This window comes from Janthinobacterium sp. GW456P (assembly GCF_002127655.1).
In the GTDB taxonomy this organism is placed as follows: Bacteria; Pseudomonadota; Gammaproteobacteria; order Burkholderiales; family Burkholderiaceae_D; genus Janthinobacterium.
The window spans coordinates 20794-38214 of the sequence record NZ_NEHB01000045.1 but is presented as its reverse complement, the minus strand read 5'-3'; the positions used below and the strand labels follow the sequence as shown (position 1 = coordinate 38214).

Sequence of the window (17421 nt, the reverse complement as noted above, 5' to 3'; positions counted from 1 at the left end):
TGTACGTCATCTCGCCTTTTTCAACCTGCTCGACAACGCTCAATTTAAAAGCCAGGCTGTAATCTCGCTGACTGCGTCGAAACCCTTGTTCCATCGGACACTCCTTCTCTGTAACGAAAAAGTGTCAACTTATTCCAGGACGGATCACAGGAATAAAAAAAGGCGGATCAGCCTGTGCTGATCCGCCTTGATTGTAAGGGCTTATGCCCTTGCCTGCCGTACGTATGACAGAGTGTTACACCTGCATAAAATTTTTATTCTGCGGCGCCCCACAGGTCGTGCGCGTCGGCTGATGTAATTGTGACGTCAACGAATTGGCCGACGGCCAGCTTGCGGTGCGGCTCGAACGGCGGTTTTWCATACACGACGCCGTCGATTTCCGGCGCATCGGCGGACGAGCGGCCCACGCCGCCGGAGCGGGTGACTTCATCGATCAGCACGCGCACGGTCTTGCCGACCTTGGCTTGCAGGCGTTTCTTGGAAATTTCTTCCTGCAGCAGCATCACGCGGCCGCGGCGCTCTTCGCGCACTTCTTCCGGCACGGGGTTGGCGATGGCATTGGCCGTCGCGCCTTCGACGGGCGAATAGGCGAAGCAGCCGAGGCGGTCGATCTGCGCTTCCTTGAGGAAGTCGAGCAAGTACTCGAATTCCTCTTCCGTTTCGCCAGGGAAACCAGCGATGAAGGTCGAGCGGATGGTCAGGTCCGGGTTGATGGCGCGCCAGGCCTGGATGCGGTCGAGGTTTTTCTCGCCGCTGGCCGGGCGTTTCATGCGCTTCAGGACGTCGGGATGCGCATGCTGCATCGGAATGTCGAGGTAAGGCAGGATGTGGCCGCCGCTCATCATCGGGATGATCTGGTCCACGTGCGGGTACGGGTACACGTAGTGCAGACGCACCCAGGCGCCATAGGACTTGGCCAGTTCGCCCAGCGCTTCCGTCAGCTGCGTCATGTGCGTCTTGACGGGACGGCCATTCCAGAAGCCGGAACGGAATTTCACGTCCACGCCATACGCCGAGGTGTCTTGCGAAATCACCAGCAATTCCTTGACGCCGGCCTTGAACAGGTTTTCCGCTTCGATCATCAGTTCGCCGATCGGGCGCGAGACGAGGTCGCCGCGCATCGACGGGATGATGCAGAAGCTGCAGCGGTGGTTGCAGCCTTCGGAAATTTTCAAATACGCATAGTGCTTCGGCGTCAGCTTGACGCCTTGCGCCGGCACCAGGTCGAGAAACGGTGCATGCGGTTTCGGCAAGTGAAAATGGACGGAATCCATCACTTCGGCCAGCGCGTGCGGGCCCGTGACGGACAGCACTTTCGGGTGCACCTTCATGATGATGTCGTCGCCGGCAGCGTCTTTCTTGGCGCCCAGGCAACCGGTGACGATGACCTTGCCGTTTTCCGCCAGCGCTTCGCCGATGGCGTCGAGCGACTCTTGCACGGCAGCATCGATAAAACCGCAGGTGTTGACGATCACCAGATCGGCGCCAGCATAGGATTTCGCCGTTTCGTAGCCTTCGGCGCGCAGTTGGGTCAGGATTTGTTCGGAGTCGACCAGCGCTTTCGGGCAGCCGAGCGAGACGAAGCCCACTTTCGGCGCCGCACCTGGCATGGCCAGCATGGCCTCGGGCTGGGCGGAAGGAACGGGAATACGGTGAATTTCAGACATAGTTGGCAGCTAGTAAAATGGTGAGGCGAATCGGCTATTGTACCCCGAGCCGCCCTTAGCTGTCAGCGCGGGCTCCTTTTGCTGGCGCATCTGCAACGCTACAACCGCAACTTTGTTCCGGCCACCGCCGTCATGCCAGTGCGCGAAGCAGATCCCGCCCCGCATCACCGGTATCAAGAAATTAAAAAATAATGCCACAAGGAAACTAATTACTGGCATATAATTGTTTTTTAAAAAACTAAATCAATCCCATGTCTTTTTCCTTTTCCAATCTGAAAGCGCGACGCTCGGCTGCCGCGGCGTGCGGTCTGACCGTATTGCTGCTGAGCGGCTGCGCCGTCAACACCTCGGTGGTCGATCCACTGAAAATGAGCGCGCAATCGGCAGATAGCCCGGTGGTGCTCAGCATCACGTCAAATACCAAGGACATTTACGGTTTCAACATGATCAAGCTGCGCCGCGTGGTGGCGGGTGAGCAGCGCAGTGATTTCAAGCTGGTATCCGAAAACCTGGTGATGAAAAAGGTCGAGAGCGCGATGGCAGGCGATACTTCCCTGTTCATTGGCGCCCTACCGCCTGGCGAGTATGAATTCATCGAATTGATCGATACCCGGGCCAACAAGCTCTTGCGTGTGTATTCGACCATCGTGGGAAGCTTCAAGATCGAAGCGGGCAAATCGGCGGATCTGGGCCGACTGATTGTGACACGCGGCAATTTCGGCGTGCAGTACGGCCGCAGTGCCCAGGTAGCGTCCAATGCGGAATTGATCCGGCGCTTTGCCCCCGACTACAGCGCCATGTTTGGCGCCGCTGCCGGCCTTGGCTGGAGCACCCCACGCCACGCGCGGGACGATGTCGAGCAGTTTGCTCGCGCCCACCCGGCCGGAGCCGAGTGCGCCATCGAAATGCCCGATGGCCGGGTGGCCGCCGCCAGCCGCATGGGCGCCGTCCTGATACGCTCGACGCAAGGGCTATGGAATATCATCAATGCGCAAACGGTGGAGTCGCTGTCTTGCGTATTGCCCGTGGATCTGCCCAATGCCGAACTGATCGCGGTAGGCGAATCCGGCTCCCTGTTACGCAAAGCGCGTGACAGTGACAAGCTGCTTCCTATCGATGCAGGCAACCTGCCACCCGGCAATCTGCTGCGCATCGGCGGCAACCCCAACGATGGCTGGTACCTGATGCATCGCAAGGGAGATGAGTTAAACATTTTTCATGCGAATCAACTGGATGCTGGCGACTGGCGATCTGTGTACCATACCACCGTGCCCGGATCGTGGCTGCACGGCCCAGGCTTGTTCTGGACATGGCAAGACGCGGGGCGGATCGGCTATGCGCTGGAAAGCGGCTTGATCGGCGAGTTCGATTACCGCACGGGCAAGTTGACCGAACGCTTTAGTCCGCACAAGAAAAACCTGACGCAATTTACCCATCAAGCCAATGGCACAGAAAGCGTCCTCGTAGCGGCCGGCCTGGCAGGAAGATTTCCCGACGCCTATGTTTCGCGGGATCGGGGCCAGAACTGGACGACTATCGTTTCGCCATTCAAAGTGCTGATGTCACCCGTGGCGCCGCTCAGCGACGGCAGATTGCTGATGCAGGCCGGCATGTATAACGAGGGCGCACTGCTCGTCAGCAGCGATGAAGGCAAGACCTGGGGGCCGTATGCCCCATATGCGCTGCGCGGCGCCCCTTCGATTTTCCCTTCCGGCCTCGCGCTCAATATCATGGAAGATTTCAACGGTATCGTCAGCATTTACAGTTCCATGGACAACGCCAGGACATGGAAGCTCGAGCATTCGAACCAGGATCTACTTTCCATCATGCAACAACTGAAGCAATAGCATTCAGCCTCGGCAGCCGGCGGCAAGACACCCGCAAAGCACAACGGCACAGGAGTTCCTGTGCCGTTGTGTGATACGCATCGGTTGCGGCCTACTTTTTGTCCGTTGGCGGAACCGGCGGCACAAACGGGAAGGTGCCGAACAGATTCTTGCTCTGGCTCTGCATCTGTTCCTGCATCTGCACGAACAGGCTCTTGCTCTGGTCGATGTAGTTGTTCATCATGCCTTGCATCATCGGGCCCTGGACATTCATGAACTGGGTCCACATTTCCGGGCTGAATGGCTTGCCTTCGAAGCTGCCGGCCGACGTGCCCGTGAATTTGTGCTGGATATCGGTGAACGCTTGCACGTTCTTTTCCAGGTAGGATCCCATCATGCCCTGCATGGCGTGGCCATAGTAGCGGATGATCTGCGACAACACGCTGCTCGAGAACATGGGCGCGCCGTTCGCTTCCTCTTCCAAAATGATTTGCAGCAAGATGCTGCGCGTCAAATCTTCATTGGATTTGGCATCAACGACGGTAAACACTTCGTTGTCCAACACCAGCTGCTTGACGTCCGTCAAGGTGATGTAGGAACTGGTTTGCGTGTCGTACAGACGGCGGTTGGGATATTTTTTAATCAGGCGGTCTATACTTTTTTTTGCACTACTCATCACAAGTTCCACTTATTGCGCCGCAGCGCATACTGAGTTAATCCGAAAAAAAAGCGAACGTGGGTCCGCTTTCGCACCTGCCTACGTTTTCCATTATAGAGTGGAAAACGGCTCCATTGCACATCAGGGTAGTAGATTCCCAAATTTATTGCAACGCAACTAAAAGTAGATTCTTGACAAGACCGGAGATTACGCCGGCCTTGCCTGGCAAATCGCTTTGTGAATTAATCTGCCCTGACTTTAACATACCGGCCCGGCGCCGGCTCGATTGCCGCGTGGCGCTTGTTGCCCGGCTTGGCTGGGGCCTTCACCTGGGCGCCGCCGTGTTCGGCCAGGAAGGCCGCCCATTCGGGCCACCAGCTGCCCACGTGTTCGGTCGCGCCTTCCATCCATTGCTCGGCGCTCAAGGGCCTGGCTTTCGCCGTGCGGGGCTTGTCGTTGCTCCAGTAGCTGCGCTTTTTCTTCGACGCCGGGTTGATCACGCCGGCGATATGGCCAGATGCGCCGAGGATGAAACGGTTGGCTTTCGGTTTTTTCGGGTTCAGCAGGGCCGTGCTGGCGTAGGCCGCGCCCCAGGGCACGATATGATCTTCGCGCGAACCGTAGATGAAAGCGGGCGCGTCGATGCTGCTCAGGTCAACTTTTTCCCCGGCTACCGTCAGCTTGCCCGGCACCTTCAGACTGTTTTCCAGGTAGGTGTTGCGCAGATACCAGCAGAACATCGGTCCCGGCAAGCCCGTGCCGTCGCCATTCCAGTACAGCAAGTCGAACGCGGGCGGCTCCTTGCCCTTCAGGTAATTCGACTGCACGTAATTCCACACGAGGTCGTTCGGGCGCAGGCTCGAAAAAGTGCTGCCCAGGTCGCGGCCCGACATCAGGCCGCCCTTGGCCAGGGTCTGCTCGCGCAGCGCCACTTGCGGCTCGTCGATAAAGACATCGAGCGCGCCCGTATCGCAGAAATCGAGGAAGGTGGTCAGCAGGGTCAGGCTGGCAGCGGGACTCTCGCCGCGCGCCTTGAGCACGGCCAGCGCCGTCGAAACGATGGTGCCGCCCACGCAAAAGCCGAACATATTGAGCTTGTCCTGGCCGGAAATATCCTGCGTCACCCGGATGGCTTCGATCACGCCTTGCTCCACGTAATCGTCCCAGGTCAGATGCTGCATGCTCAGGTCCGGATTGCGCCAGGACATCAGGAACACGGTATTGCCCTGCTCCACCGCATAGCGCACGAGCGAGTTTTCCGGCTGCAAGTCAAGGATATAGAATTTATTGATGCACGGCGGCACCATCAGCAAGGGCCGCTGGTGTACCGTGGCGGTGCTTGGCGTGTACTGGATCAGCTGGAACAAGGCATTTTCAAACACCACCGTGCCCGGCGTGGTGGCCACGTTGCGGCCCACTTCGAAGGCCGATTCATCCGATTGTGAGATGCGGCCCTTCTGCATGTCGGCCAGCATATTGCTCAAGCCCTTGGCCAGACTTTCGCCCTTGGTCTCGATCAGGGTTTGCTGGGCGTCGGGATTGGTGGCCAGAAAGTTGGCGGGCGACATGGCGTCGACGATTTGCTGCACCGCAAACGCAATCTTTTGCTTCTGGTGCGGCGTCGCTTCCACGGCATCGGCCATGGCGCTGAGAAATTCCGCATTGAGCAGGTAGGCGGCCGCGTTGAAGGCCGACAGGGGGCTGGCGTGCCAGGCGGGTGCGGCGAAACGGCGGTCTTTCAGCTCCGGCGCCTTGCCGGCCATAAAGTCAGCCCACAAGGCCGTCAGCTTGGCCACGTAGGCATTTTTCAATTGCTCAATCGCTTCCGGCTTGATGCTGGCGCCCGCATCCTGCAAAATGCCGGCAATCGGATTGCCCTGGGGCTGCGGTACCATGTTGAACCACGTCTTCCACTGCTCAGGATTGCTGATCTGCGCCATCCATTCCTTGGTCATCGCTTGAGGATCGGGCATATTCATAGATGTAAAAGTCCATTCAAGAATTAAAACGTCGTCAAAAATAAATACTTCTGGATCAAAGCATGCAAACTCTTACTGACTGCCAATACCAATGATGCTCATGACCGCTGTTGCCTGGATCTACGTCGTCGGCCTCATGGCGCTGACGGAACCGTCCATCGTCGCCGGGGTGATGACCTTCGTGCTGTACTGCGTCATCCCGCTGTCCATCCTATTCTATCTGACGGGCTCGCGGCGGCGCAAACGCAAGGCGGCGCGCATCGCCGAACTGAACGCCCGCGCGCTTGCCTCAGCAGACGATAAAACAAAAACGGCAGACACATAAGTGCCTGCCGTGCAGATTATTTGCGCCAGATCAAACTGGCCTGTCTTCCCGTAACGCCATCGCGCCGGTACGAGTAAAACTGCGCCGCATCGCTGACGGTGCAGTACTCGCCGCCCGCCACTTGCGCCACGCCATCGCGCAGCAGCATGGTGCGCGCCAGCGCATAGATGTCGGCCAGGTACTTGCCCGGTTTGCCGGCGATGGCGGCGAATGCATCCGATAACACTTGCCGCTCGACATCATCGCGCGCGCCGTCGCGAAACGCCTGCAGCACGTCCTGCCCCACTTCGAATTGCTGCGGGCCAATGGCCGGCCCCAGCCAGGCGAGGATCTGCGTCGCGCCCTGCGCGCGCATGCTGTCCACCGTGCGCTGCAAGACGCCGTTGGCCAGGCCGCGCCAGCCCGCGTGGGCAGCCCCGACGACGAGGCCATCGGTCGAACTGAACAGCACGGGCAGGCAATCGGCCGTCATTACCACGCACACGGCGCCCGGCCGCGTTGCCACGCTGGCGTCGGCGTCGGGCACGCAAGCGCCCAGGGTGCCGGCATCGGCCACGGCCACGCCATGCACCTGCGACAGCCAGGCCGGCTCGGCAGGCAGTATCGCGGCCAGACGCGCGCGGTTGGCCGCCACATGCGCGGGCTCGTCGCCCACGTGCGTGCCCAGGTTCAAGCCACCGCCGCCCTGCCCGTCACCATACGGTCCCTGGCTGACGCCGCCCGCGCGCACGGTCGCCAGCGCGCCCACGTTGGCGGGCAAACCGGGCCAATGGGGAATAATGCAAGGCAACGGCGACGTCATCAGACCTGTTCCGGCTCGGGAATGCCGGCCGTGGCGATCAGTTGAGCGAAATCATCGGCCAGCGGCACGATCCATTCGCACGCTTCCAGGGTGCCCGGATGCACGAGGCCCAGGCGGCGCGCCTGCAGCGCCTGGCGCGAGAACACGGACATCAGGTGCTGCTTGCCGTACACGTAGTCGCCGACCAGCGCAAAGCCCAGATGCTGCATGTGCACGCGGATCTGGTGCGTGCGTCCTGTTTCCAGGCGACATTGCATCAGGCTCACGGGACGGCGGTCGAGTTCGCCGCTGCCGATCAATTCATAGTGCGTGATGGCGGGCTTGGCGGTGAAATTTTCCGAGACGGCCATCTTGACCCGGTCGCGCGGGTGGCGCGCAATCGACGCATCGATGGTGCCCGCCATTTTCGGCGTGCCCCACACGAGCGCGAAATACTCGCGCTTGACGGTGCGCGCCTGCAACTGGCGCACGAGGTCCGTTTGCGAGGCCAGGGTCTTGCCGACCACCATCAGGCCGCTGGTATCCTTGTCCAGGCGGTGCACGATGCCGGCGCGCGGCACGCCGGCCAGTTGCGGGCAGTGGTGCAGCAAGCCGTTGAGCAGGGTGCCCGACCAGTTGCCGGGGCCCGGATGCACAACCAGTCCGGCCGGTTTGTTGATGACGATGATATGCTCATCTTCGTGCACGATGTTCAATTCCATCGCTTCCGGCTTAAAAGCCTCGTCTTCCGGCGCGCTTTGCGGCAGAATGACGATCTTCTCGTCGCCATAGGCGGTCATGTTGCGTTTCGCAACTTTTCCATCGACGGTCACGAAACCGGCTTCCAGCCACAATTGCAAGCGGCTGCGCGAGTATTGCGGCACCAGCTGGGCGATGACTTTATCGAGGCGGTGGCCGCAGGCGTCCGGCGTCAGTTCCAATGTAATCGGGGCCATTTCCTCGAAGACGTCGTCGGCGGCAAAATCGCCGTCAAACGCCTCTTCGGCGGCATGGTCAGAAAGGGAGTCAAACGCGGGGTCAGCCAAATTAGGCTTCGGAGTTAATATCACAGCATTCCCATCGGCTATAATCAGCCTATTGTAAAAACTTGGTTAAAACCTTCTTGCAAAACGTCATGCAAAAAAAATTATCGTTGGTAGTCGCTTCAGTCGTTCTGCTCGGCATGTCCGCTTGCAGCTTGTTGCCTGAAAAAGTGGATGAGACCAAAAACTGGTCCGTTACGAAATTATACTCGGAGGCGCGTGAAGAAATGGCCGGGCAGCACTATGAAGCTGCAATCGGCCTGTTCCAGAAGCTGGAGGCTAACTATCCTTTCGGCAACTATGCCCTGCAAGCGCAGATGGAGATCGCTTACGCGTATTATAAGTCGGGAGACCAGGCGCAGGCACTGGCTGCCGTCGAACGCTTCATCAAGTTGCATCCGAACCACGCCAACGTGGACTATATGTACTACTTGCGGGGCCTGATCAGCTTTAACGATCAAATCAGCTTCCTGAACTTCCTGTACGAGCAAGATCCGACCGAGCGCGATCCGAAAGCCACGCGCGAAGCGTTTGCCGCCTTCAAGCAACTGGTCGACAAATTCCCGAATAGCAAGTACGCGCCCGATTCGCTGGCCCGCATGAACTATCTGATCGATGCGATGGCGAAATACGAAGTGCACGTGGCCCGCTATTACTACCGCCGCGGCGCCTACCTGGCCGCCGCCAACCGCGCGCAAACGACGATCAGCGACTTTTCCGCCTCGCCGGCCATCGAGGAAGCGCTGTTCATCATGTACCGCTCGTATGACAAGCTGGGCTTGACCGACTTGCGCGACGATGCCTTGCGCGTGCTGACCAAGAACTACCCGAACACGGCCTTCCTCAGCCCGGAAGGGGTGAACAAGGAACGCAAGTGGTGGAAATTCTGGCAGTAAGCTGCAATAAAAAACCGGGCTAGCCCGGTTTTTTTACTTATTCGCCCACTTTGCGCCGGAACACCCAGCTGGTGTCGTTCGACGCTTCCGGCACGAAGCCATAGCCATCGACGTCGAACTGCTTCAGCTGCTGCGAGTCGCGGATATCGTTGACGGCCGCATAGCGGGCCAGCATGCCGCGCGCGCGCTTGGCGTAGAACGAGATGATTTTATATTTGCCGTTCTTCCAGTCCTCGAACACGGGCGCGATGACGGGCACGTCCAGCTGGCGCGGCTTGACGGATTTGAAATATTCTTCGGAAGCAAGATTCACCAGCACCTTGGCGCCCTGCTCTTTTGCCGTGCGGTTCAAGCCGTTGGTGATGGTGTCGCCCCAGAACGCGTACAAATCCTTGCCGCGCGTCGTCGACAGGCGCGTGCCCATTTCCAGGCGGTGCGGGTGGATCAGGTCCAGCGGGCGCAGCAAGCCGTACAGGCCAGATAAAATGCGCACGCGCGACTGGGCATAGTCGAGCTGGGCCGGCTGCAGGCTGCGCGCCTCGAAACCGGCATACACGTCGCCATTGAAAGCCATGATGGCCTGGCGCGCGTCGTCCAGCTGCGGCGTCCAGGACGCATAGCGGGCCACGTTGAGGGCCGACAAGGCGTCGGAAATGCCCATCAGGCTGCCCACTTCGGCCGGGGAAAACTGGCGCATGCGTTCGATCAGCTGGGCGGAATGGTCGAGAAAATCGGGGGTGCTGTGCAACGAGGTTGTTGGCGGCGTCTCCAGGTCGAGACTCTTGGCGGGCGAAAGCACGATCAACATAAATTATCACTACAGAATAGAATTGCCGACATGATACCTGCTCCACAAAAACTCGTCCTCGACACCAACGTTTGCCTCGACCTGTTCGTCTTCAACGACCCGCGCTGGGCGGGCCTGCTGGCGGCCATGGAAAGCGGCGCCGTGCACGCCATCACGCGTGAAGATTGCCGCGCGGAATATCTTGTCGTCTTGCATTACAAGCATCTGCCGCTCGACGAAGCCAGCCGCGCTGTCGCCGCCGCCCGCTTCGATGCCCACATCACGGTGGTGGCGCCGCCCGTGTCCGGCGTGCGCCTGCCCGTTTGCACGGACAAGGACGACCAGAAATTCCTCGAACTGGCGCGCGACGCCAATGCCGACATTCTCATCACCAAGGACAAGGCCCTGCTGAAACTGGCCCGCAAGACGGCCAAGGCCGGCATGTTCAGGATCATGGTGCCGGAAGGCTGGGCATTGCCGGGCTGAGCCGCCAAAGCCCCGCACGCGACGGGGCGCGCTGCGCTAGAATGGGAAACGATTCCACTTTCCGCACCGCGCCCCTACCGTTCATGAACAGCCCGTCCCTGCCCCACCTGACTCCCGCCCTGACCACCCGCTTGCCTCAGGTGGGCACCACCGTGTTTACCCGCATGTCCAGCCTGGCAGCCCAGCATGGCGCCGTCAACCTGGGCCAGGGCTTTCCCGACTTCGATTGCGAGCCGGCACTGGTTGAGCTCGTCAGCGACGCCATGCGCGCCGGCCACAACCAGTATCCGATGATGACGGGCGCCGCGCCCTTGCGCGAGGCGATTGCCGCGAAGATCGCCGGCTTGTACGGCCACAGCTATGATGCGGCGGCGGAAATCACCGTCACGGCCGGCGCCACGCAGGCGCTGACCACGGCGATTCTGTGCTGCGTGCACCCGGGCGACGAAGTCATCGTCATCGAACCGGCCTACGACAGCTATTTGCCCGCCATCGCGCTGGCCGGCGGCGTGCCCGTGCTGGTCTCCATGCAAGTGGGTGAACACGGTTACAGCGTGCCGTGGGACAAGCTGGCCGCCGCCGTCAGCCCCAAGACGCGCCTGATCATCATCAATACGCCGCATAACCCGACGGGCACGATCCTGCGCCCGGCCGATGTGGCCGCACTGGCCGACATCGTGCGCGGCACGCAAATATTGATACTCTCCGATGAAGTCTACGAGCACATGGTGTACGACGGCGTGCCGCACGCCTCGCTGTCGCGCAACCCGGAACTGGCGGCGCGCAGCTTCATTGTGTCCAGCTTCGGCAAGACGTATCACGTGACGGGCTGGAAAGTGGGCTATGTGGCGGCGCCCGCGGCGCTGACGGCGGAATTTCGCAAGGTGCACCAGTACAATGTCTTTACCGTCAACACGCCGATGCAGCACGGCATTGCCGGCTACATGGCGAACCCGCAGCCCTACCTGGACTTGCCCGCGTTTTACCAGCGCAAGCGCGATTTGTTCCGCGACGGCCTGGCGGGCAGCCGCTTTACCCTGCTGCCGGCCGACGGCACGTATTTCCAATGCGTGCGCTACGATGCCATTTCGCAAGAAACAGAAGCGCAGTTCGCCGAATGGCTAACGGCGGAAATCAAGGTGGCCGCCATTCCCGTTTCCGCGTTTTACGCGCAGGGCAAGGAGTCGGGCATCGTGCGCTTCTGCTTTGCCAAGCAAGATGAAACCTTGCGCCTGGCGCTCGAGCGCCTGCGCAGCATTTAACGACAGTACTGCTCCGCCCCGGCGGAACAAAGGATGACAGCATGGTACAGCGTCGCATCGGCCCGGCCGACCTGGTTCCCGGCGAACCCCTGCCCTGGGATCTGTTTCTGGCTGACCATAGTGCCGGCCCGCAACTGCGCAAGGGGCAAATCATCACGGACGGCGCCCAGCTGGGACGGCTGATGCAGCTGGGCCTGTATGTGGGCACGCCGGAGCAGCCGTCCGTGTTGCGCTTGCTCAATGAAGCGGCGCAGCGCCTGGAACGCCTGCTGCTGGCCTTGCGCAGCGAAAGCAATGCCGAGCGCGACGTGCGCGACATCGCTCGCGAACTGCTGCGCGCGCTTGAGCACGATGCCGATATCGCGCTGGCCAGCATCCTGCTCAACCAGATCGCCGGCAGCTACGCCGTACGCCACTGCATCGAAACGGCCTTGCTGGCCATGCTGGTGGGCCGCAGCATGCACAAGCCCCACGATGAACTCTTATTGATCGGCGCGGCCGCGCTGACGATGAACGTGGGCATGCTGCGCCACCACGACAGTTTCCAGGACCGGCGCGGTCCCCTGAACGACGAAGAAATGCGTATCGTGCGTCAGCATCCACAGGAAAGCACGGAACTGTTGCGCTGCGCCGGCGTCGACGACGAGGAATGGCTCAGTTGCGTGCTGCTGCACCATGAAAACGATGATGGCAGCGGCTACCCGCAGGGACGCACGGCCGATGAAATCCTGCAAAACGCCAAGCTGATCGGCCTGGCCGACCGCTATTGCGCCCGCGTCTCGGCGCGCAACTACCGCCGCTCCATCGTGCCCGACCAGGCGCTGCAGCACATCTTCCTCGACCAGGGCGTGCCCATCGATCCGCTGCTGGGGGAACGGTTCGTCCATTTGCTGGGCAAGTATCCACCTGGCACCCTGGTGCGCCTGCGCAGCGGCGAACTGGGCGTCGTCACGCAGCGGGGCGCCGCCCACGTGCATCCGCTCAGCGACCCGCTGGGCGCGCCGCTGGCCGCCGCCCAGTTGGCGCAGATGACGCCGCGCGACACGGGCGACAGCCAGTTCGCCATCGTCTCGTCGCTGCATGAAGACGATGCGGGCGTGCACTTCAGCATGCGCCATGTGTGGGGCGATGAGGCGCGGCTGTAGTCTGGCCGGCCCAGGCCGGTGCCAGACCACATGTCAGCTTACGGTTTCGGCGGACGGATGCCCGTGTACTGTGCGCTGACGAGCAGCCATTGCTGGTCGACAAGCCTGGCGACATAGCCGGCGCGCATGGCGAAGGTGCGGGCCGCCCCTTCCTGATTAAGCCGGTAAGACAGCCGGGCCGAGATGAGCGCAGTATCCCCAAACAGGCGCACCGCCGGCTCATCGACCTGGACTTGAGGACTCGGCCGTTTCTGCTCGGGCGCATAGAAGGACAGCATTTTTTCACGCCCGTCCACCTCGCCGACCGGCGATATTTCCACATAATTCTCGGCAGTGACGGCTTTCAAGGTGGCTTGATCGAAGCTGCTCTGGGCCTGCGCATGGCGCTGCACCAGGGCCAGCAGTTCCGCGTCGGCGGGAGCCGCGTTCGCGCTAGCGATAACGCAATAGGCGCCAAGCAGGCAAGTGGAGAGGACATGGGGAAAGGTCAATTTCATGCGTATTTATCCTGGTCAAGGTCATCGGGAAGCGTCCGTTGATTGCTGCGGCAGCATCGGACACTCGCTTGCGGGCGCTCATCACGAAACAGCCCACTGTATGCTATCCCCTTGCCCTTTTCTGGCGCATGCCATTGCGACAAGCCGCTTGATTAGTGGGTTGAAATGCCATTTCGCCGGTCCGGGATGCGCTTTGCGATGCGTTCAGCGGCGCCCGCAGGCCATGGCTCAGCCCGCGTTCGCAGGCGCATCGGGCAACTGTTGTTTCAGGTCGAGGTTGAGCGCCCACTGCTCTTCCACGGCTATGACGCGCCGCGAACTGGTCTTGAGGGAACCCTCTTGCGTCCACAGAAATGGATAAAAATTCAGGCATAGCTCACCGCGCAAGGGCAATTCGGGCAATTAGTCAAAGCCATCCGCATTGCCAGGCTGGCGGCCGTAAAACTGCCGCAACTGGCTCGTGAATGCCCATTGGACAAACGTCGTGAAGCCGATCTCCAGCGCTTCCCACTCCAGCGTCTCGGGAGCCAGGTAATACAAATTACCCTGGTCCTCCCCGAGTGCGCCGCCGTTGATGGCAAAAAATCCGCCCAGCACGTCGTCGGCGACCAGCAGAAAACCGTCGGCCTTTCCTTTGTTCCAGGCAGCAATATCCCGGTCCAGCCTGGCGTGGCCCGATCCCAATATGCGCAGCCAGCCGTCATCCACCAGGATGCCGCCCGTTTCATAGGCTATCGCGCCCAAGGGAGAACGCGTGGTGACCTGCAGGCTCAGCAGCACATCCGCCCTGCTGGCCGAGGGCGGCAGCAATTCCACCGGCAAGTCGGCCTCGTCAGCCCATTGCCTGATCAGCGGAAACGCCGGGTCTACGCTATCGATTAATTCATTCAATGTACGCATGTCAGCTGACCTTATCGATGACCGCTTCCGGCGGTCGGAATGTGCACGGCGACGCAGGCACTGTCTGGCGGACGGCACCCGGCACCGTTCATTTTGCGGACGTCAGATAGGCCCGCAATCCATGCGTGAGCACAAAAGGAAACACGCTCGCATGGTCTTCGTCCTCGAACACGCGCAAACGCGTCTTCAAATTCGGAAACTTGCGCGATTTCAGCTTGCCGTCGAACTCGCGCAAATCCGCCACCATGTCGGCGTCTTCCTCGGAGCGCGAACGCTTCTTGCCTGCCGCCAGCTTTTCCAGGCCGCCGATGCCGAAGAACACGGATGCGGGCAAGTCCTTGTGGCTGGCGGCATACGCCTGCTCGCGATCGAACATCACGCCGGCGTCGTACCACAGCGACGGACTGCCAAGGATGTAATGTTCGAAGGTGCGCGGTTCCGTCAGCAAAAATTGCAGGCCCAGCAGACTGCCGTAGGAATGGCCGATAAACACCTTGCGCTGCATGTTCACGCGATAGTTACTGGCGATAAAGGGAAACACCTCGCCCGAGACGAACTGGCCGTACGCCTTCGCTTCGCCGAACGCCGGCTGCCGCCCCGGCATGTCCGAGCGGTAATCGTGCTTGCGCGGCGTGGTGGGCGTGTAGTCGCGGCGGCGGCTGTACACCCCGCCATCGCCGTTGGCGTACGACAGGCCGACCACCACCACTTCTTCCATCCCGGCATGCTTGTTCAGGCGCTGGGCGATATTGCGCACGACGGGAAACGCATAATTGGCGTCGACGACAAACAGCACCGGGTAGCGTTTATTCCCCTGCCGATAGGAATCGGGCAAGGCCACATACACCTGGTAGTCGCGGTTCAAGGTTTGCGCATGGATGTCGCGCACTTCCGTATGCTCTAAAACGTAACTGGCGGGGGCGCTGGAGGGCGCGGCATGGGCATTGTTGAGCAGGCAGCAGAGTGCGAGCAGCAGGCTGAGGGATTTCAAACGGGGTTCCTTGACGTAGTCAGTGATGGCGCGATGATATCAACAATCTGAAATGGACATGACGCCATTCCAATAGTGCCAAAAATACATCCGCACCACAATATCAAAACTCGCCGTCCATGGGCAAGTCTTCCGGCAAGATCTCTGGCATGAGGGCCAGCAGCGCTGGCGGGATATATTGCGCGGCTTGCCGTTCGTCTTCCGCCAGGCATTGAAAATCGACGATGAAATGCGCGATATGGCTCAGATACTGCTCGACCAGCTTGCGATACGGCTCGCTGACACGTTCTGCCTTCAACTCCAGCAGCGTTGCATGGGCGCGCTGGAGGAAAATAGGGATCACGTAATAGTTCTTGCTCAGGAAAAGGCCCGTCACCTGGTTGACATGGCACACCAGCGCATACGTCGGGCTGGCCATGCGGTAACACTGGTCCGGACAAAGGCGCGGCGAATTGATATGTTCCTGGTAGCGCCGGATTTCCCGGCGCGCTTCTTTAGCCCCCTCGCGTTCATTGCGCACGGCGCGTCCTTTCAATCTTGTTCACCAGCGATATCGGCCACATGCAGGGGGTGGAACGCGAGCAAGTCGCCATAGCTGGCCGCCGCATGCCGCGGATGGTTCGCGATGGTGCCGCTGTAGCACCCCTCGTCTTCATCGACGCCGGTCACCCGCCCCCACATCCGTTCGCACTGGCCGTCGCCGCGCGCCCCATCCGCGGGGCAAGTCATGCAACTCCGCCAACAAGTCATCTCTTCGTAGCATGTCTGCCAGACAGGCAATCTTGACTGAACTTAACATCGTTGCATTTGAGGCAGCGTGAAATTGCCAATCCCCTTCGTCGTCATGAGACACCAGCGCGATGGGAGCGCCGTTCAAGACCTCCGTGGTCGTGAAGCAGGCGGTATTCGGGGCATCGGGGAATTTCCAGGCAGCGCACATCTTGTCTTGTCCACGGATTCATCCGTTTCCGGCAATTGCCGCGGCGGCGGTGGATAGCGCCAGCAACGCTGCCGACAGGAAAAGCGGACGTATCGTGCTCGCCCCGCTTGCCAACGGCGGCGCCGCAATCGGCCGCACTTACTTGGCCGCCGCCAACTGCACCAGCTTGCGCTCGACAAACGCCTGCAACTGCGGCGTCAGGGTTTGCAAGCCCTTGGCGCGCTCGAACGCCTGGCGCGCCTGGGCCGGGTGGTTGTCCGCTTGCAAGGCGATGCCGAGCCCCATCCACCAGACGCTGTTGTCGGGCGCCGCCTGCAGGGCCAGCTGGTAGTGCTCGGACGCTTCGCGGTAGCGCTGCTCGCGCTGCAGCACGCCGGCCAGGAAGGCGTGGTATTCGCCGCTGTCGGCGGCGTACGGCAAGCTGCGCATCAGGGTGTCGAGGGCCACGGCACCGCCGTTGGTCTTGTCCAGCTGCAGACGGGCCAGCATCATCGCTTGCGCCGGCTGTTTCGGGTCCAGTGTCAGACTCAGCTGCAACTGGCGGGCCGCCTCGTCGGGGCGCTGCGCTTCGAGCAGCAGGCGCACCAGGGTTTCGCGCGCGCCCTGATGGCGCGGGTCCAGCTGCAGGGTCTGCTGCAAACCGAGCAACGCTTCGGAGACGCGGCCATCCTGCAGCTGGGCCAGCGCGCGCCGGTATGCATTTTCCACGCGCTGCTGCGGCGTGACTTGCTTGCCGTCGATGATGCGGTCGCTGGCGGCGGGCGCTGCCGTCCTTACTGCCACCTTGGCCACATGCTCCTCGGCAGGCTTGGCCGGCTTTCCAGTGATGCGGCGTATTTCAGCATCGCGCAGCCTGGCTGGCGCGACCGTCTTCACGGCCTCTAACGCGGGCTTGGGTTCCGCCACCACGACGGGCGCCGCCGGGGCAGCCACTACCGGCACTGGCACGGGTGTAATGGGAACAACAGGCACAGGAACGGGAACGGGCGCAGGAACAGGCACCGGAACCGGGTTGCTGGCCACATTCACCAGCACGGGCGGCACGGCCGGCCGCTTCAGGTAGACCCAGCCCAGGGCGATGGCCACCGCCGTCAGGCCGGCCACGCCGCCGAAGACCAGCGCGCGCGGCAGGCCCCGCTCGCGTTCGGGCACGGAGCGGATGCCGGCCGCGTCGCCGCGTCCATCGGGAGTGCCCCGCGCATCGAGGTCTTGCAACATCTTGTTAATCAGGCTCATCT

General features: G+C 61.1%; 19 protein-coding genes. 6 read left to right on the top strand and 13 right to left on the bottom strand.

The genetic code is table 11. From position 1 onward, the window contains the following. Positions 1 to 254: 254 nt before the first annotated feature. Positions 255 to 1610, bottom strand: coding sequence for a 30S ribosomal protein S12 methylthiotransferase RimO (rimO, locus tag CBW66_RS26955; RefSeq protein ID WP_086153688.1), 1356 nt, complete (start codon positions 1608 to 1610; stop codon positions 255 to 257). Between the two features lie 308 nt (positions 1611 to 1918). On the opposite strand from rimO, the gene CBW66_RS26950 reads away from it, so the two are divergent. Beyond that, a complete protein-coding gene (locus CBW66_RS26950) occupies positions 1919 to 3514 on the top strand; it encodes a hypothetical protein (protein WP_086140738.1) in 1596 nt (531 codons plus the stop codon). A 91-nt stretch (positions 3515 to 3605) separates the two neighbouring features. Here CBW66_RS26950 and phaR read toward each other — a convergent pair whose 3' ends face one another. Both phaR and phaC read right to left on the bottom strand, forming a co-directional pair. After that, on the bottom strand, positions 3606 to 4169 hold the full coding sequence (gene phaR, locus CBW66_RS26945) for a polyhydroxyalkanoate synthesis repressor PhaR (RefSeq protein WP_010399000.1): 564 nt from the start codon (positions 4167 to 4169) through the stop codon (positions 3606 to 3608). Between the two features lie 224 nt (positions 4170 to 4393). Next, positions 4394 to 6130 (bottom strand): class I poly(R)-hydroxyalkanoic acid synthase, encoded by a 1737-nt coding sequence (phaC, locus tag CBW66_RS26940; protein WP_086140737.1) that lies wholly within the window; start codon positions 6128 to 6130, stop codon positions 4394 to 4396. Positions 6131 to 6221: 91 nt separating this feature from the next. On the opposite strand from phaC, the gene CBW66_RS26935 reads away from it, so the two are divergent. Further along, the gene (locus tag CBW66_RS26935) at positions 6222 to 6455 is read left to right on the top strand and encodes a hypothetical protein (RefSeq protein WP_227741988.1); all 234 of its coding nucleotides are present in this window, start codon (positions 6222 to 6224) and stop codon (positions 6453 to 6455) included. Between the two features lie 16 nt (positions 6456 to 6471). Here CBW66_RS26935 and pgeF read toward each other — a convergent pair whose 3' ends face one another. Both pgeF and CBW66_RS26925 read right to left on the bottom strand, forming a co-directional pair. Next, the gene (pgeF, locus tag CBW66_RS26930; RefSeq protein WP_086140736.1) at positions 6472 to 7257 is read right to left on the bottom strand and encodes a peptidoglycan editing factor PgeF; all 786 of its coding nucleotides are present in this window, start codon (positions 7255 to 7257) and stop codon (positions 6472 to 6474) included. Further along, a complete protein-coding gene (locus CBW66_RS26925) occupies positions 7257 to 8282 on the bottom strand; it encodes an RluA family pseudouridine synthase (protein ID WP_086140735.1) in 1026 nt (341 codons plus the stop codon). Before CBW66_RS26925 ends, pgeF begins: the two co-directional genes overlap by 1 nt. Before the next feature lie 89 nt (positions 8283 to 8371). On the opposite strand from CBW66_RS26925, the gene CBW66_RS26920 reads away from it, so the two are divergent. After that, entirely contained in the window at positions 8372 to 9175 is an 804-nt protein-coding gene (locus tag CBW66_RS26920) for an outer membrane protein assembly factor BamD (protein ID WP_086140734.1), read from the top strand. A gap of 37 nt (positions 9176 to 9212) precedes the next feature. On the opposite strand, the gene yaaA is transcribed toward CBW66_RS26920, so the two are convergent. Next, complete coding sequence (gene yaaA / locus CBW66_RS26915) at positions 9213 to 9983, bottom strand: peroxide stress protein YaaA (protein ID WP_086140733.1); 771 nt, start codon at positions 9981 to 9983, stop codon at positions 9213 to 9215. Between the two features lie 30 nt (positions 9984 to 10013). On the opposite strand from yaaA, the gene CBW66_RS26910 reads away from it, so the two are divergent. From CBW66_RS26910 to CBW66_RS26900, 3 genes are all read left to right on the top strand, one after another. Beyond that, positions 10014 to 10448 (top strand): putative toxin-antitoxin system toxin component, PIN family, encoded by a 435-nt coding sequence (locus CBW66_RS26910; protein WP_086140732.1) that lies wholly within the window; start codon positions 10014 to 10016, stop codon positions 10446 to 10448. Positions 10449 to 10531: 83 nt separating this feature from the next. Next, positions 10532 to 11710, top strand: a complete 1179-nt coding sequence (locus tag CBW66_RS26905; RefSeq protein WP_086140731.1) for a pyridoxal phosphate-dependent aminotransferase — start codon at positions 10532 to 10534, stop codon at positions 11708 to 11710. Positions 11711 to 11751: 41 nt separating this feature from the next. Beyond that, complete coding sequence (locus tag CBW66_RS26900) at positions 11752 to 12855, top strand: HD-GYP domain-containing protein (protein WP_086140730.1); 1104 nt, start codon at positions 11752 to 11754, stop codon at positions 12853 to 12855. A 38-nt stretch (positions 12856 to 12893) separates the two neighbouring features. Here CBW66_RS26900 and CBW66_RS26895 read toward each other — a convergent pair whose 3' ends face one another. The 7 genes from CBW66_RS26895 to CBW66_RS26870 all read right to left on the bottom strand — a co-directional run bounded on the left by CBW66_RS26895 (position 12894) and on the right by CBW66_RS26870 (position 17419). Then, entirely contained in the window at positions 12894 to 13352 is a 459-nt protein-coding gene (locus tag CBW66_RS26895) for a nuclear transport factor 2 family protein (protein WP_086140729.1), read from the bottom strand. A 228-nt stretch (positions 13353 to 13580) separates the two neighbouring features. Then, entirely contained in the window at positions 13581 to 13754 is a 174-nt protein-coding gene (locus tag CBW66_RS29825; protein WP_329957616.1) for a hypothetical protein, read from the bottom strand. Further along, positions 13755 to 14252: a DUF2625 family protein gene (locus tag CBW66_RS26890; RefSeq protein ID WP_329957617.1), complete on the bottom strand. Its 498-nt coding sequence runs from the start codon at positions 14250 to 14252 to the stop codon at positions 13755 to 13757. It abuts the gene before it with no gap. A gap of 88 nt (positions 14253 to 14340) precedes the next feature. Beyond that, the gene (locus CBW66_RS26885) at positions 14341 to 15243 is read right to left on the bottom strand and encodes an alpha/beta hydrolase (RefSeq protein WP_086140728.1); all 903 of its coding nucleotides are present in this window, start codon (positions 15241 to 15243) and stop codon (positions 14341 to 14343) included. A 103-nt stretch (positions 15244 to 15346) separates the two neighbouring features. Continuing rightward, positions 15347 to 15763, bottom strand: a complete 417-nt coding sequence (locus CBW66_RS26880; RefSeq protein WP_086140727.1) for a hypothetical protein — start codon at positions 15761 to 15763, stop codon at positions 15347 to 15349. A gap of 11 nt (positions 15764 to 15774) precedes the next feature. Beyond that, the gene (locus CBW66_RS26875) at positions 15775 to 15972 is read right to left on the bottom strand and encodes a hypothetical protein (protein ID WP_086143008.1); all 198 of its coding nucleotides are present in this window, start codon (positions 15970 to 15972) and stop codon (positions 15775 to 15777) included. Between the two features lie 349 nt (positions 15973 to 16321). Next, the gene (locus CBW66_RS26870) at positions 16322 to 17419 is read right to left on the bottom strand and encodes a tetratricopeptide repeat protein (protein WP_139841805.1); all 1098 of its coding nucleotides are present in this window, start codon (positions 17417 to 17419) and stop codon (positions 16322 to 16324) included. Positions 17420 to 17421 lie beyond the last annotated feature (2 nt).